The sequence below is a fragment of the Streptomyces rimosus genome (assembly GCF_008704655.1).
GTDB classification, from domain to species: domain Bacteria; phylum Actinomycetota; class Actinomycetes; order Streptomycetales; family Streptomycetaceae; genus Streptomyces; species Streptomyces rimosus.
In genome coordinates this window covers 3,294,601-3,308,880 of record NZ_CP023688.1, presented here as the reverse complement: position 1 = coordinate 3,308,880, position 14,280 = coordinate 3,294,601, and the positions used below count along the sequence as shown (strand labels likewise).

The following is a 14,280-nucleotide window of genomic DNA, read 5'->3' as shown; positions in this document are numbered from 1 at the left end:
TGCGCACCACGACCAGCACCTCCTCCCAGGACCGGCGATCCACGTGAGTTCCTCCTTCTCGGCCTCGGCCGTGCCGTCCGCGCAGCCGCGCCGGCGAGCGGCGCGCCGGGATGCCTCCGGCGCGTACCGACTGGTGCGTACCCGGCCGGGACCGGCGGACCCTCCTGCTTTGGACGCACGCCAGCGCGCTGTGGTTGACCATCGCACCGGGCCGCTGCTGGTGCTCGCGGGCCCCGGTACGGGCAAGACCACGACCCTCGTGGAGGCGGTCGCCCGGCGGGTACGGGACGGCGCCGACCCCGAGCGGCTGCTCGTGCTGACCTTCAGCCGCAAGGCCGCCGTCGAACTGCGGGACCGGATCGCCGCCCGCTTGGGCAGCGCCGCCGCCCCACAGGCCACCACCTTCCACTCGTACTGCTACGCGCTCGTACGGGCCCACCAGGACGCCGACCTGTTCGCCGACCCGCTGCGCCTGCTGTCCGGGCCCGAGCAGGACCTCGTGGTGCGCGAGCTGCTCGAAGGGCAGGCCGGGCTGGCGGCCGCCGGGCGGGCCAGGGTGCGCTGGCCGGACGAGCTGCGGGCCTGCCTGACGACGCGGGGTTTCGCCGACGAGGTGCGCGCGGTGCTCGCGCGCAGCCGCGAACTGGGACTGGGCCCGGAAGCGCTTGCCGACTTCGCGCGGCGCACCGGGCGGCCCGACTGGGGCGCGGCTGCCGACTTCCTCGCCGAGTACCTGGACGTGCTGGACGCGCAGGGCGTGCTCGACTACGCCGAACTGGTGCATCGGGCGGTGCTGCTCGCAGAGCGCGACGAGGTCGCCGCGGAGCTGGCAGCGCGCTACGACGCGGTGTTCGTGGACGAGTACCAGGACACGGACGCCTCACAGATACGGCTGCTGCGCGCGCTGGCCGGCGGCGGCCGTACGCTCGTGGCCTTCGGCGACCCGGACCAGTCGATCTACGCGTTCCGCGGCGCCGACGTCAACGGCATCCTCGACTTCCCGCTGATGTTCCCCCGAACGGGTGGCGATCCGGCGCCGGTGGAGGTCCTCGGCACCTCCCGCCGTTCGGGCGCCGCGGTCCTGGCGGCCACCCGGCGGCTCACGTCCCGTATGCCGCTGACCCGCCTGCCCGCCCAGAAGGTACGGGAGCACCGCGACCTCGCGGCCGTACGGGACGGGGGCCGCGTCGAGGTCTACACGTACCCGACGCCGGGCGCCGAGCTGGACAACATCGCCGACATCCTGCGCCGCGCGCACCTGGAGGACGGCGTGCCGTGGCGTGACATGGCCGTCCTCGTACGCGCCGGCGCCCGCTCCATCCCCGGCGTGCGCCGGGCGCTGACCTCGGCCGGCGTCCCTCTGGAGATCGACGGCGACGAACTGCCGCTGCGCCGGGAACCGGCGGTGGCGCCGCTGCTCACGGCGCTGCGGGTGGCGGCTTCGGCGGTGACGGCCTCGACGGAGGCGGCTTCGGCGGTGGTGGCGCCCGCGCCCGCCGATGAGGCACTTGCCGAGGACGCGCCTGCCGCCGACGCCCCCGTACCGGCCGACGGGTCCACCGAGGCCGCGCACGGGATCTCCACCGAGACGGCCATAGAACTGCTCACCTCCCCCCTCGGCGGCATGGACGCCGCGGATCTGCGCCGGCTGGGCCGGGCGCTGCGCGAGGAGGAGCGGGTGGCCGGCCACGACGTACCGCCGCCCTCCGACGAACTGATCGCGCGGGCGCTCGCCGAGCCGGAGCGCCTGGTCGCGCACGATCCGGCGTACGCGCGGGGCGCCCGGCACCTCGGCGAGCTGCTGCGCACCACCCGCGACCTGCTGGCCGCCGGCGGCACCGCCGAGGAAGCCCTGTGGACGCTGTGGGACGGCACGCCCACCTGGTCGCAGCGGCTGGAGCGGACCGCCCGGCGCGGCGGTGCGGCGGCCCGCAACGCCGACCGTGACCTGGACGCCGTGGTGGCGCTGTTCGAGACCGCCGCCCGCGCGGAGGCCCGGACCGGCGGCCGGGGCGCGCTTAACTTCCTGGAGGAGCTGGACGCCCAGGACATCGCCGCCGACACCCTGACCCGCCGGACCGTGCGCCCCGACGCCGTGCGCCTGATGACCGCGCACCGCTCCAAGGGCCTGGAGTGGCGCCTCGTGGTCGTCGCGGGCGTACAGGAAGGGCTCTGGCCGGACCTGCGCCGCCGCGGCTCTCTCCTGGAGGCGGACCGGATCGGCCGGGACGGGCTGGCCGAACCGCTGCCCCCGGGCGCGCTGCTCACCGAGGAGCGCCGGCTGTTCTACGTGGCGGCGACCCGCGCCCGCGACCGCCTGGTGGTCACCGCCGTCAAGGCCGCGTCCGACGACGGCGACCAGCCGTCCCGCTTCCTGACCGAGCTGGGCGTGGAGCTGCGGGACGTCACCGGGCGCCCCCGCCGCCCGCTGTCGGTCGCCGCGCTGGTCGCCGAGCTGCGGGCCACCACCGTGGACCCGCAGGCCACCCCGGCGCTGCGCGAGGCCGCCGCGCAGCGCCTGGCGAAGCTGGCCGCGCTGCGCGACGACGACGGCCAGCCGCTGGTGCCGGCCGCTCACCCCGATCAGTGGTGGGGCCTGTACGAGCCGACGCACAGCGCCGTGCCGCTGCGCGACCGCGACCGTCCCGTGACGCTCTCGGGCAGCGCGCTGGACCAGCTCGCCAACACCTGCGCGCTTCAGTGGTTCCTCGGGCGCGAGGTGAAGGCGGACAGCCCCGCGACCGCCGCCCAGGGCTTCGGCAACGTCGTCCACGTACTCGCCGACGAGGTCGCCTCCGGCCGTACGCCCGCCGACCTGTCCGTCCTGATGGAGCGCCTGGACTCGGTCTGGGACGCGCTCGCCTTCGACGCGCCCTGGAAGTCGCGGCAGGAGAAGGACAACGCGCGCGCCGCCCTGGAGCGCTTCCTGCGCTGGCACGTGATGGAGCGTGCCACGCTGGGCCGCGAGACCGTCGCGACCGAGCACGGCTTCGACGTCACCCTCGAAGCGGGCGAGTACGCGGTCCGCATCCGGGGCAGCATGGACCGCGTCGAGCGGGACGCGGAGGGCCGCGCGTACGTCGTCGACTTCAAGACCGGCAAGCAGAAGCCGACCGGCCCGGAGGTCGCCCGCCACCCGCAGCTCGCGGTGTACCAGCTCGCGGTACGGGAGGGCGCGGTGGACGCCGTCTTCGAGGGGCGGCGGCCGGAGCCGGGCGGCGCGGAACTCGTCCACCTGCGGCTGGGCGCGCCCCAGAAGGAGGGCGGGGACGCGCTGCCCGCCGTGCAGGCGCAGGGGCCGGTCGACGGCGAGTGGGTGGGGGAGCTGCTGGCCACCGCCGCCGGGCGCGTACTGGAGGAGCGCTTCACGCCCACCACGGGCCAGCACTGCACCCACTGCACGTTCCGCAACTCCTGCTCGGCACTGCCGGAGGGACAGCACGTGGTGGAGTGACGCCGTGGGGCGGCACCGGTCTCCCGGCGTCCCACCGGCCCGCTCAGCTGGGTTTTGCCGCGATTGTCAGTGGGGGCCGATACGGTCTCGGATGTGTCAGCGCGTATCACCGACCCCGAGCAGCTCAAGGAGCTCCTCGGCATCCCGTTCACCCCGGAGCAGACGGCCTGCATCACGGCTCCGCCCGCCCCGCAGGTCATCGTGGCCGGTGCCGGTTCCGGCAAGACCACGGTCATGGCCGCGCGCGTGGTGTGGCTGGTCGGCACGGGCCAGGTCGCCCCGGAGCAGGTGCTCGGGCTGACGTTCACGAACAAGGCGGCGGGCGAGCTGGCCGAGCGCGTCCGCAAGGCCCTGGCGGCGGCGGGGGTGACGGAGCCGGCCGACCCGTTCGGCGTCCCGGCGCCGGGGGCCGGCGGCCCGGCCGACGCCGTCCCCGGTGAGCCCCGCATCTCGACGTACCACTCCTTCGCCGGCCAGCTCCTCAAGGACCACGGCCTGCGCATCGGTCTGGAGCCCAGCGCCCGCCTGCTCGCCGACGCGACCCGCTTCCAGCTGGCCGCCCGGGTGCTGCGTGCCGCGCCGGGCCCGTATCCGGCGCTGACGAGGTCGCTGCCCACCCTCGTGGAGGACCTGCTCGCGCTCGACGGCGAGCTGGCCGAGCATCTGGTGGAGCCGGACCGGCTGCGGGCGTACGACACCGAGCTGCTGGCCGCCCTGGAGAAGGTCAAGCTCTCCAACGCCGATCTGCGCAAGGTGCCCGAGACGGCCCGCGGCCGCCTGGAACTGCTGGAGCTGGTCGAGGCGTACCGCGACCAGAAGCGGCGGCGCGAGCTGCTGGACTTCGGCGACCAGATCGCCCTGTCGGCGACGCTCGCGACCACCCGCCCAGAGGTGGGCGCGCTGTTGCGCGAGGAGTTCAGGGTCGTCCTCCTGGACGAGTACCAGGACACCTCCGTGGCCCAGCGGATCATGCTGTCCGGCCTGTTCGGTGGCGGTACGGGCCATGCCGTGACCGCCGTCGGCGACCCCTGCCAGGCCATCTACGGATGGCGCGGCGCCTCCGTCGCCAACCTGGACGACTTCCCCGCCCACTTCCCCTTCGAGGACGGCACCCCGGCCCGCCGCGCCGCCCTCAGCCAGAACCGCCGCAGCGGCGGCCGCCTCCTCGACCTGGCCAACGGCCTCGCCGAGCCGCTGCGCGGCATGCACGAAGGCGTCGAGGCGCTGCGCCCGGCGCCGGGCGCGGAGCGCGACGGCGTGGTGCGCTGCGCGCTGCTGCCCACCCACGCGGAGGAGATGACCTGGCTCGCCGACCGCATCGCCCACCTGGTCGGCACGGGCACCCCGCCCGGCGAGATCGCCGTCCTGTGCCGTACGGCCGGCGACTTCGCCCGTATCCAGGGCGAGCTGGTCGCGCGGGAGATCCCGGTGGAGGTCGTCGGCCTCTCCGGGCTGCTGCACCTGCCGGAGATCGCCGACCTGGTGGCGGTGTGCGAGGTCCTCCAGGACCCCACGGCCAACGCCGCCCTGGTACGGCTCCTGATCGGCCCGCGCTGGCGGATCGGCCCCCGCGACCTGGCCCTCCTGGGCCGCCGCGCGCGGCTGCTCGTCCACCGGGAGGGCCAGTCCGAGGACCCCGAACGCCGCCTGGCCGAGGCCGTGGAGGGCGTGGACCCGGCCGAGACGATCTCGCTCGCCGACGCGCTCGACACGTTCCTGGAATCGGACGGCCACGACGACGGTCTGCCGTTCTCCCCCGAGGCCCGCGTCCGCTTCGCCTACCTGGCGCGCGAGCTGCGCGAGCTGCGGCGCTCGCTGGGCGACCCGCTGATGGACGTACTGCACCGGGTGCTGACCGTCACCGGCCTGGAGGTCGAGCTGTCCGCGTCCCCGCGCGCTCTGGCGGCCCGCCGACGGGAGACCCTTGGCGCGTTCCTGGACATCGCGGCCGGGTTCGCCGCCAAGCAGGGCGGCGCCGCTCTGGACGGCGACGCGACGCTGCTGGCCTTCCTGGGCTTCCTGCGTACGGCCGTCCAGCACGAAAAGGGCCTGGACAGCTCCCTGCCGGGTGGCGACAACACGGTCAAGGTGCTGACCGCCCACAAGTCCAAGGGCCTGGAATGGGATGTGGTCGCCGTCCCCGGCCTGGTCGGCAAGCAGTTCCCCAGCGAGCAGTCCCGCGACTCCTGGCTCACCCAGCCCAAGGTCCTCCCGCACGCTCTCCGTGGCGACGCCGCGACGCTGCCGGACGTGGACGACTGGAGCAGCCGCGGCGTGAAGTCCTTCAAGGAGGCGATGAAGGAGCACCAGTCGGTCGAGGAATTGCGCCTCGGCTACGTGACCTTCACCCGCCCCCGCTCCCTGCTGCTCGGCTCCGGGCACTGGTGGGGCCCCGACCAGAAGCGGCCGCGCGGCCCGTCCGCCTTCCTGGAGGCGCTGCGGGCGCACTGCGAGGCGGGCCACGGCGAGATCGAGGAGTGGGCCGAGCCCCCTGAGGAGGGCGCGGAAAACCCGTCGCTCAAGGAGGCCGAGGCCGAGCTGGAGTGGCCACTGCCGCTCGACGCCGTGGCGACGGAGCGCCGCCGCGCGGCTGCCGCGACGGTACGGGCGTATCTGGACGGGATGACGGCTGACGCCGCGCCGCCGCACGCGACCGCGACCGATGGGGCGGAGGCGGCCGCCGCGCACGATGCTCCGCATCCGGCGGCGGGGGCGGGGGGCGCCACGGTGCCCGGTCAGGCCCCGCCCGCCCGCAGCCCGGAGCGGCCTTCGCCCGAGGACGATCCGTACGGCGACATCGATGCCCACGGTTACGGCGAAGCCGACGCGTATGCCGTCGAGGACGACCACGGGCCCGGGGCCGCGCACGACCTGGCCGACTGGGACGCCTGGAGCGCCGAGCGCCCCGCGCGTGAGCGCGCCCACGTACCGGCCCAGGCCCCCGCCCCGGGAGCACCACCGCAGCACGCCTCCGAGCAGGTCCCCGGCCCCGCGGCGGCCCCGGACCGCCACCCTGGAACGCCCGCCCTCCTCCCCGAGGAGCACCGCACCGTCGCCTCCTGGGACCGCGATCTCGACGCGCTCGCCGACGAGCTGCGCCGGGCCCGCGCGACCGTCCGGGACGTGCCCCTGCCGTCCTCGCTCAGCGCCTCGCAGCTCCTGTGGCTGGCCGCCGACCCGGACGGCTTCACCCGGGAGCTGGCGCGGCCCATGCCGCACCCGCCCCGTCCCGCCGCCCGTCGCGGTACCCGCTTCCACGCCTGGGTCGAGTCCCGCTTCGAGGAGCTGACGCTGCCCGTGCTCGGCCCGGACGAGCTGCCGGGCGGTGCGTACGGCCATGAGGCGCGCGCCCAGGACGCGGCCGGGGAGGCGGAGCAGATCGCCGACGAGGACGATCTCGAAGCCCTCAAGGAGGCGTTCGCCCGCACCCCGTACGCCCGGCGCACCCCGTACCGCATCGAGGTCCCCGTACAGCTCACCCTCGCGGGCCGGGTGGTACGCGGCCGTATCGACGCCGTCTACCGCACCCGCGGCCCCGAGGGCGACCGGTACGAAATCATCGACTGGAAGACCCACCACGCGCAGACCGCCGACCCGCTGCAACTGGCCCTCTACCGGGTGGCCTGGGCCGAGCAGCACGGCCTGCCCCTCTCCGCGGTGGACGCCGCGTTCCTGTACGTACGCAGCGGCGAGACCGTCCGCCCCCAGCGGCTGCCCGACCGGGCCGGGCTGGAGCGCATCCTGCTCGGCGAGCACGACCGGGCCGCCGGCGAGGAGGACGGAGGGGGAGGAGACCAGAGGTGACAAGATCGTCGAGACCGGCGGCGGAGCATGTCCGCGCGCCGGATAGGCTCGGACACATGAGCACCACCTCGGACAGCGCCGTCCGCGCGTACATCAACGTCCACCGCGAAGAGTTCCTCGACGACCTCGCCGCCTGGCTGCGCATCCCCTCCGTGTCCGCGGACCCGGAGCGCGCCGCCGACGTGCGCCGCAGCGCCGAGTGGCTGGCCGGCCGGCTCACCGCGACCGGCTTCCCGACCGCCGAGATCTGGGAGACGGACGGTGCTCCCGCGGTCTTCGCCGAGTGGCCCTCCGGGGATCCGACGGCCCCCACCGTCCTCGTGTACGGCCACCACGACGTGCAGCCCGCCGCCCGCGAGGACGGCTGGCACACCGACCCGTTCGAGCCGCAGACCGTCGACGGCAAGCTGTACGCCCGCGGCGCCGCCGACGACAAGGGCCAGGTGTTCTTCCACACCCTCGGCGTGCGCGCCCACCTGGCCGCGACCGGCCGCACCGCGCCCGCCGTCAACCTCAAGCTGCTCATCGAGGGCGAGGAGGAGTCCGGCTCCCCGAACTTCCCCGCCCTGATCACCAAGCACGCCGACCGCCTGGCCTGCGACGCGGTGATCGTCTCCGACACCGGCATGTGGTCCAAGGACACCCCCACCGTCTGCACGGGCATGCGCGGCCTCACCGACTGCCAGATCGACCTGTACGGCCCCGACCAGGACATCCACTCCGGCTCCTTCGGCGGCGCGGTGCCCAACCCCGCCACCGAGGCCGCCCGCCTGGCCGCCGCCCTGCACGACGACGAGCGCCGGGTGGCCATCCCCGGCTTCTACGACGGCATCGTCGAGCTGACCGACCGCGAGCGCGAGCTCTTCGCCGAGCTGCCCTTCGACGAGGCCGGCTGGCTGCGTACGGCCCACTCCCACGCCGCGCTCGGCGAGGCCGGCCACAGCACCCTGGAGCGCATCTGGGCCCGCCCCACCGCCGAGGTCAACGGCATCGGCGGCGGCTACCAGGGCCCCGGCGGCAAGACCATCGTGCCGTCCGCCGCGCAGCTGAAGCTGTCCTTCCGCCTGGTGGCGGGCCAGGACGCGGCCGCCGTCCAGCAGTCCGTACGGGACTGGGTCGCCGCCCGCCTCCCCGACGGCATCCGCCACGAGATCACCTTCTGGGGCGCCACCCGCCCCTGCCTGACCCCGCTCGACCACCCCGCCCTCCAGTCCGTCGTACGGGCCATGGGCCGCGCCTTCAACCAGAAGATCCGCTTCACCCGCGAGGGCGGCTCGGGCCCCGCCGCCGACCTCCAGGACGTCCTCGGCGTCCCGGTCCTCTTCCTCGGCATATCCATCCCCTCGGACGGCTGGCACGCCCCGAACGAGAAGGTCGAACTGGACCTGCTGATGAAGGGCGTCGAAACCGCCGCGCACCTGTGGGGCGACCTGGCGGAGAACTGGCGCGTGGCTTGACCGGTGACCGCGCCGCGACGGCGCCCGTGCCCGTGCCCCGGACGGCGCGACGCGTGACCGGGCCGACGGGTGTGTGCGGGGGCGTGCCCGTACGACCGCGTCGGCTGTACGGCTGCCCGCACGGCTTCCACGACCGCCCGTACGGTCGTACCGCCATGCGTACGGACCGTACCGCCGCCCGCCCGGCGCCCGTACGCGGCGAGCACGGCACGTCCGGCAGGACCGGCACGCCCGGCAAGCACGGCCACCACCGCAATCACCCACGCCATAGGGGGAGTTGGAAACCGCAGTGACCACCTGGACCGACCACAGCGCCGACCGGCCGATCACCTTCAGCGCGCCGAGCGGCATCGACCGCGCCGCCCACCACCGCCTCGACGAGGCGTGGCTCGCGGCGGCCTGGAGCCACCCGACGACGCGCGTCTTCGTGGTCTCCGGCGGCCAGGCACTCGTCGACGACACCCCGGACGGGCGTACGGAACTGGTCATGACGCCCTCCTTCGAGGCGCCGCTCACCGAGACACACCGCTACTTCCTCGGTACCGACGAGGACGGCGTGCGCTACTTCGCGCTCCAGAAGGACGCGCTGCCGGGCCGCATGGACCAGTCAGCGCGCCCCGCCGGCCTCCGCGAGGCGGGCCTGCTGCTCTCGCCGCGCGACGCCGGCCTGCTCGTCCACGCCGTCGCCCTGGAGAACTGGCAGCGCCTGCACCGCTTCTGCTCGCGCTGCGGCGAACGCACCGTGATCGCCGCGGCGGGCCACATCCGCCGCTGCCCCGCCTGCGGCGCCGAGCACTACCCGCGCACCGACCCCGCCGTGATCATGCTCGTCACGGACGAGGAGGACCGCGCCCTGCTCGGCCGCCAGGTCCACTGGCCCGAAGGCCGCTTCTCCACCCTGGCGGGCTTCGTGGAGCCCGGCGAGTCCATCGAGCAGTCGGTGGCCCGCGAGGTCTACGAAGAGGCGGGCGTGGTCGTCGGCGACGTCGAATACGTCGCCAGCCAGCCCTGGCCGTTCCCCTCCAGCCTGATGCTCGGCTTCATGGCCCGCGCCACGTCCTCCGAGATCCAGGTCGACGGCGAGGAGATCGAAGAGGCCCGCTGGTTCTCCCGCGAAGACCTCAAGACCGCCTTCGAATCCGGCGAGGTCCTCCCTCCGTACGGCATCTCCATCGCCGCCCGCCTGATCGAAATGTGGTACGGAAAGCCGCTGCCGAAGCCGTGATGACGACGGGGCCGGGGCCTGGACGGGCCCCGGCCTCTCTTCAGGGGCAGGCACCCCGCTCTCCCTGCCTCCCCTTGGCCACGCAAAGCGCACAGGGAAACGGACACGGCGGAACGACACCCCCGCCCCTCACGACGGCAACGGAACCTCCCGCCGATGCGTCTCCCTCATATGCCGGCGATACCGCACCCGGGCGTCCACTTCCATCGACTGGTCCCGGCTTTCCCGGCCCTTGGCTTCGAGGGTCTTCAGCAGCACGCATACTTCGCACCCGTCCGTCGGAATTTCTGTCATGCCGACACGATCGGTCCTTACGGGGCTCCCGCCCAGTGGCATCCGTAGGGGCAAGTTCCGGATCTCCGCCCTTTTGGTCTCCCGGAGCGGGTGCGTAGGAGCATCATGGCCCCATGCCCATCGGGGATCTGGTCAGGAACCTGCGCAAGGCCCGCGGCTGGAGCCAGGGACGTTTGGTGTCGGAGATCAACAAGGCGTTCGGTACGGGGCTGACCCGGGAGTATGTGAGCCGCTGGGAGTGCTCCAAGGTCACGCCGGGGGCCTGTCACCTCAGACATCTGTCAGCCGTCCTGGACGTTCCTCTGGCCACCCTTGAGGGCGAAGTGGGCCAGCGTACCTTCCTCAGTGACGTGGCCGCCACCGCGATAGCTCCCGTGGTGGCTTCGGATCTGCTCAGCGCGGGGTTCGCCGCGCGCCTGCGGGGCGGCCCGACGGCGGAACACTGGGAAGCCACGCTGGCCACGTACGGCACCGACTACATGTCGATGGGGGCCGCGGACATCCAGCGCCGCGTGGCCGGCGAACTCGTCGTCGTGCAACAACAGCTCGACGACCCCCGTCTGTGGTCGGTGGCCGCGCGGCTCATGACCTTGTACGCCAAGACGTTCCCCGGCTCGGACGGCTCCAGGGCCGTCTCGTGGTACGGCACGGCTGCCAGGGCCGCCGACCGGTCAGGGGACGAACGAACCCGCGTATGGGTGCGCGGCCGGGCCGCGATCGCCCTCGGGTACGAAGGCGCTTCCCTGGGCGTCGCCGACATACTGGCGGACCAGGCCATGGCGATCTCCGACAAGCCGTCTCTCGGGCTCGTGAACGCCGTGATGGGGAAAGCTCACACGGCAGCCGTCCGTGGCGACAGGGCGACTGCCGTGCGTCTTGCCGACCACGGCCGTCGCCTCTTCGACTGTGTCGGTAGCCACGAGCAGACGTCCGACTACGCGGTCCCCTGGTGGCGGATGAACGTCTTCCTGTCCCTGCTGCTCGCCAGGGTGGGGGACGAGAAGAAGGCGGTCGAGGCCCAGGAGCAGGCACGCCGCGAGCTTCCGGCGAGCCTGCCCAGGTTCGCGACGCACCTGGAGATGCACCGGGGACTGATGCTGGCCCGGTCCGGCGACCGCGCCGGGGGCGCGGCCTACGCCGAGGCGGCCCTGGACCGGCTGCCGCCCGCGAAGCACTCGCTCACGCTGCGGATGCTCATGGAGGAGGTCAGGACCTGACGCGGCAGCCGGTCGGGGCATGACGAAACCCCCGGTCGCCACGACCGGGGGTTCACCCGTGTAACCGGAGGCTCGGGTGGAGCCCCGGGGCTCAGGCCCCCAGGGCCTGCTTGACCTGGGCCAGGGACGGGTTCGTCAGGGTGGAGCCGTCGGGGAAGAGGACCGTGGGGACGGTCTGGTTGCCGCCGTTGGCCTTTTCGACGAAGGCGGCGGACTCGGGGTCCTGCTCGATGTTGATCTCGGTGTACGCGATGCCCTCGCGGTCCATCTGGCTCTTCAGGCGGCGGCAGTAGCCGCACCACGTGGTGCTGTACATCGTCACAGTGCCCGCCATGGGTCCTCGCGCTCCTTCAAGCTCGGCGTGTTTGCAGTAGGGGAACGTCCGCCCGACCGGGACCATTCCCGTCCGTACCGGGCCGCTTCCGCACGCGTACGGTTCCGTATCGGCATGCGTACGGCTGCGCATCCGTAGGCGCGCGTATTCGTATGACCACGCAGCGGCGGCTGTGGACAACTTTCCCGGCTGTCCCGGTCGACCTGGCAGCATTGCGGTGTGACAGCAGCATCGGACTCCACTCTCTTCCCGCAGGCGGCCGCGACCCAGTTCCCGGCCACGCCCGAGGGTGCCGACGCGGTGCTCGACGGCCTCGACCCCGAGCAGCGCGAGGTCGCCACGGCCCTGCACGGCCCCGTGTGCGTCCTGGCGGGCGCCGGGACGGGCAAGACCCGCGCGATCACCCACCGGATCGCGTACGGCGTCCGTGCGGGCATCCTGCAGCCCGGCACGGTGCTCGCCGTCACGTTCACCGCCCGCGCGGCGGGGGAGATGCGCGGGCGGCTGCGCCAGCTCGGCGCGGGCGGCGTCCAGGCCCGTACGTTCCACTCCGCCGCCCTGCGCCAGCTCCAGTACTTCTGGCCCAAGGCGGTCGGCGGCGAGCTGCCACGGCTCGTGGAGCGCAAGGTCCAGCTGGTCGCCGAGGCCGCCGCCCGCTGCCGCATCCGTCTGGACCGCAACGAGCTGCGCGACGTCACCAGCGAGATCGAGTGGTCCAAGGTCACCCAGACCGTGCCCGCCGACTACCCGGCCGCCGTCCACAAGGCGGGCCGGGAGGCCCCCCGCGACCCGGCCGAGATCGGGCAGATCTACGGGACGTACGAGCAGCTCAAGCGCGACCGGGGGACCATCGATTTCGAGGACGTCCTGCTGCTGACCGTCGGCGTCCTCCAGGACCGGCACGACATCGCCGAGCAGGTCCGCGCCCAGTACCAGCACTTCGTCGTGGACGAGTACCAGGACGTCAGCCCGCTCCAGCAGCGGCTGCTCGACCTGTGGCTCGGCGACCGCGACAACCTCTGCGTCGTCGGCGACGCCAGCCAGACGATCTACAGCTTCACCGGCGCCACCCCCGACCACCTGCTGAACTTCCGCACCCGCCATCCGAACGCGACGGTCGTCAAGCTGGTCCGCGACTACCGCTCCACGCCCCAGGTCGTGCACCTCGCCAACGGCCTCCTGTCGCAGGCGCGCGGCCGCGCCGCCGAACACCGCCTGGAGCTGATCTCGCAGCGGGACCCGGGCCCCGAGCCGACGTACGTCGAGTACGGGGACGAGCCCGCCGAGGCCGAGGGCACCGCCCGCCGCATCCGCGACCTGATCGCCTCCGGCGTCCCGGCGAGTGAGATAGCGGTCCTCTTCCGTATCAACGCCCAGTCCGAGGTCTACGAGCAGGCCCTCGCCGATCTCGGCGTGCCGTATCAGCTGCGCGGTGCCGAGCGCTTCTTCGAGCGGCCCGAGGTGCGCGAGGCAGGCGTCAAGCTGCGCGGCGCCGCCCGCTTCGGCGCCAACGACGCGCTCCTCGACGACGCCGTGGACCTCCCGTCCGAGGTGCGGGCGGTGCTCAGCGACATGGGCTGGACGAGCACGCCACCGGCCGGCTCCGGCGCCGTACGGGACCGCTGGGAGTCGCTGGCCGCCCTGGTCCGCCTCGCCGAGGAGTTCGCCAAGGCCCGGCCGACGGCCACCCTCGCCGACCTGGTCGCCGAACTGGACGAGCGGGCCAACGCCCAGCACGCGCCGACGGTCGACGGTGTGACGCTCGCCTCTTTCCACGCGGCCAAGGGCCTGGAGTGGGACGCCGTCTTCCTGGTCGGCCTGACCGAGGGCATGATGCCGATCACCTACGCCAAGACCGACGAGCAGGTGGAGGAAGAGCGCCGCCTGCTGTACGTCGGCGTGACCCGGGCCCGGCACCACCTAGGCCTGTCATGGTCCCTGGCCCGCTCCCCAGGGGGCCGCGCGGTCCGCCGCCCCAGCCGCTTCCTGGACGGCCTGCGGCCCGGCTCGGGCGCCGCCGGGCGCCGTACGGCGGCGGCCGTCGCGGGCGGCATCGAGCGGGGCGGCGGCAGCGTCCGGAGCGTGAGCAGGCGCCGCGACCGCTCCCCGGCCCGCTGCCGGGTCTGCGGCAAGACGCTGACCGACGCGGGCGAGATGAAGCTCATGCGCTGCGACGACTGCCCCTGCGAGCTCGACGAGGCGCTGTACGAGCGGCTGCGCGACTGGCGGGCCGGGCAGGCGCGGCAGCTGGGCCAGCCCGCGTACTGCGTCTTCACGGACAAGACCCTGATGGCGATCGCCGAGGCCGTACCGGGAACCGAAGGGGAGCTCGCGGCCATCCCTGGTGTGGGGGGACGCAAGCTCGGCAGGTTCGGAGCCGACGTCCTCGCACTGTGCGCGGGTGAGGAGCTGGTTCCGGCAGCGGACGGGCCCTCGTCGGACGATCTTTCGGAGGGCGGTGCAAGAAGCTCCGGAAAGTCGTCAGAAAAATAGTT

Annotated in this window: 8 protein-coding genes; 7 read left to right on the top strand and 1 reads right to left on the bottom strand. The window is 73.7% G+C overall.

The features are described from left to right. Positions 1-70 precede the first annotated feature (70 nt). The 6 genes from CP984_RS13495 to CP984_RS13470 all read left to right on the top strand — a co-directional run bounded on the left by CP984_RS13495 (position 71) and on the right by CP984_RS13470 (position 11,451). Entirely contained in the window at positions 71-3,454 is a 3,384-nt protein-coding gene (locus tag CP984_RS13495; RefSeq protein WP_086026268.1) for an ATP-dependent helicase, read from the top strand. A gap of 93 nt (positions 3,455-3,547) precedes the next feature. Further along, positions 3,548-7,258: an ATP-dependent DNA helicase gene (locus tag CP984_RS13490; RefSeq protein ID WP_043979235.1), complete on the top strand. Its 3,711-nt coding sequence runs from the start codon at positions 3,548-3,550 to the stop codon at positions 7,256-7,258. Positions 7,259-7,314: 56 nt separating this feature from the next. Beyond that, complete coding sequence (locus CP984_RS13485) at positions 7,315-8,715, top strand: dipeptidase (protein ID WP_003984439.1); 1,401 nt, start codon at positions 7,315-7,317, stop codon at positions 8,713-8,715. 83 nt (positions 8,716-8,798) lie between these two features. Then, positions 8,799-9,008 (top strand): hypothetical protein, encoded by a 210-nt coding sequence (locus tag CP984_RS13480; RefSeq protein ID WP_129821007.1) that lies wholly within the window; start codon positions 8,799-8,801, stop codon positions 9,006-9,008. Then, complete coding sequence (gene nudC / locus CP984_RS13475) at positions 9,005-9,940, top strand: NAD(+) diphosphatase (RefSeq protein ID WP_003984438.1); 936 nt, start codon at positions 9,005-9,007, stop codon at positions 9,938-9,940. The genes CP984_RS13480 and nudC overlap by 4 nt, the downstream gene beginning before the upstream one ends. A gap of 407 nt (positions 9,941-10,347) precedes the next feature. Further along, entirely contained in the window at positions 10,348-11,451 is a 1,104-nt protein-coding gene (locus tag CP984_RS13470; RefSeq protein ID WP_003984437.1) for a helix-turn-helix domain-containing protein, read from the top strand. A gap of 91 nt (positions 11,452-11,542) precedes the next feature. On the opposite strand, the gene CP984_RS13465 is transcribed toward CP984_RS13470, so the two are convergent. Continuing rightward, the gene (locus CP984_RS13465) at positions 11,543-11,785 is read right to left on the bottom strand and encodes a mycoredoxin (protein WP_003984436.1); all 243 of its coding nucleotides are present in this window, start codon (positions 11,783-11,785) and stop codon (positions 11,543-11,545) included. A gap of 219 nt (positions 11,786-12,004) precedes the next feature. Between CP984_RS13465 and CP984_RS13460 the strand changes: the two genes are divergently transcribed. Beyond that, entirely contained in the window at positions 12,005-14,278 is a 2,274-nt protein-coding gene (locus CP984_RS13460; RefSeq protein WP_003984435.1) for an ATP-dependent DNA helicase UvrD2, read from the top strand. Positions 14,279-14,280: the final 2 nt, after the last annotated feature.

Coding starts and splice junctions, on each gene's coding strand:
- CP984_RS13465 (WP_003984436.1), bottom strand. CDS start 11,785: ATGGCGGGCACTGTGACGATGTACAGCACCACGTGGTGCGGCTACTGC.
- CP984_RS13470 (WP_003984437.1), top strand. CDS start 10,348: ATGCCCATCGGGGATCTGGTCAGGAACCTGCGCAAGGCCCGCGGCTGG.
- CP984_RS13485 (WP_003984439.1), top strand. CDS start 7,315: ATGAGCACCACCTCGGACAGCGCCGTCCGCGCGTACATCAACGTCCAC.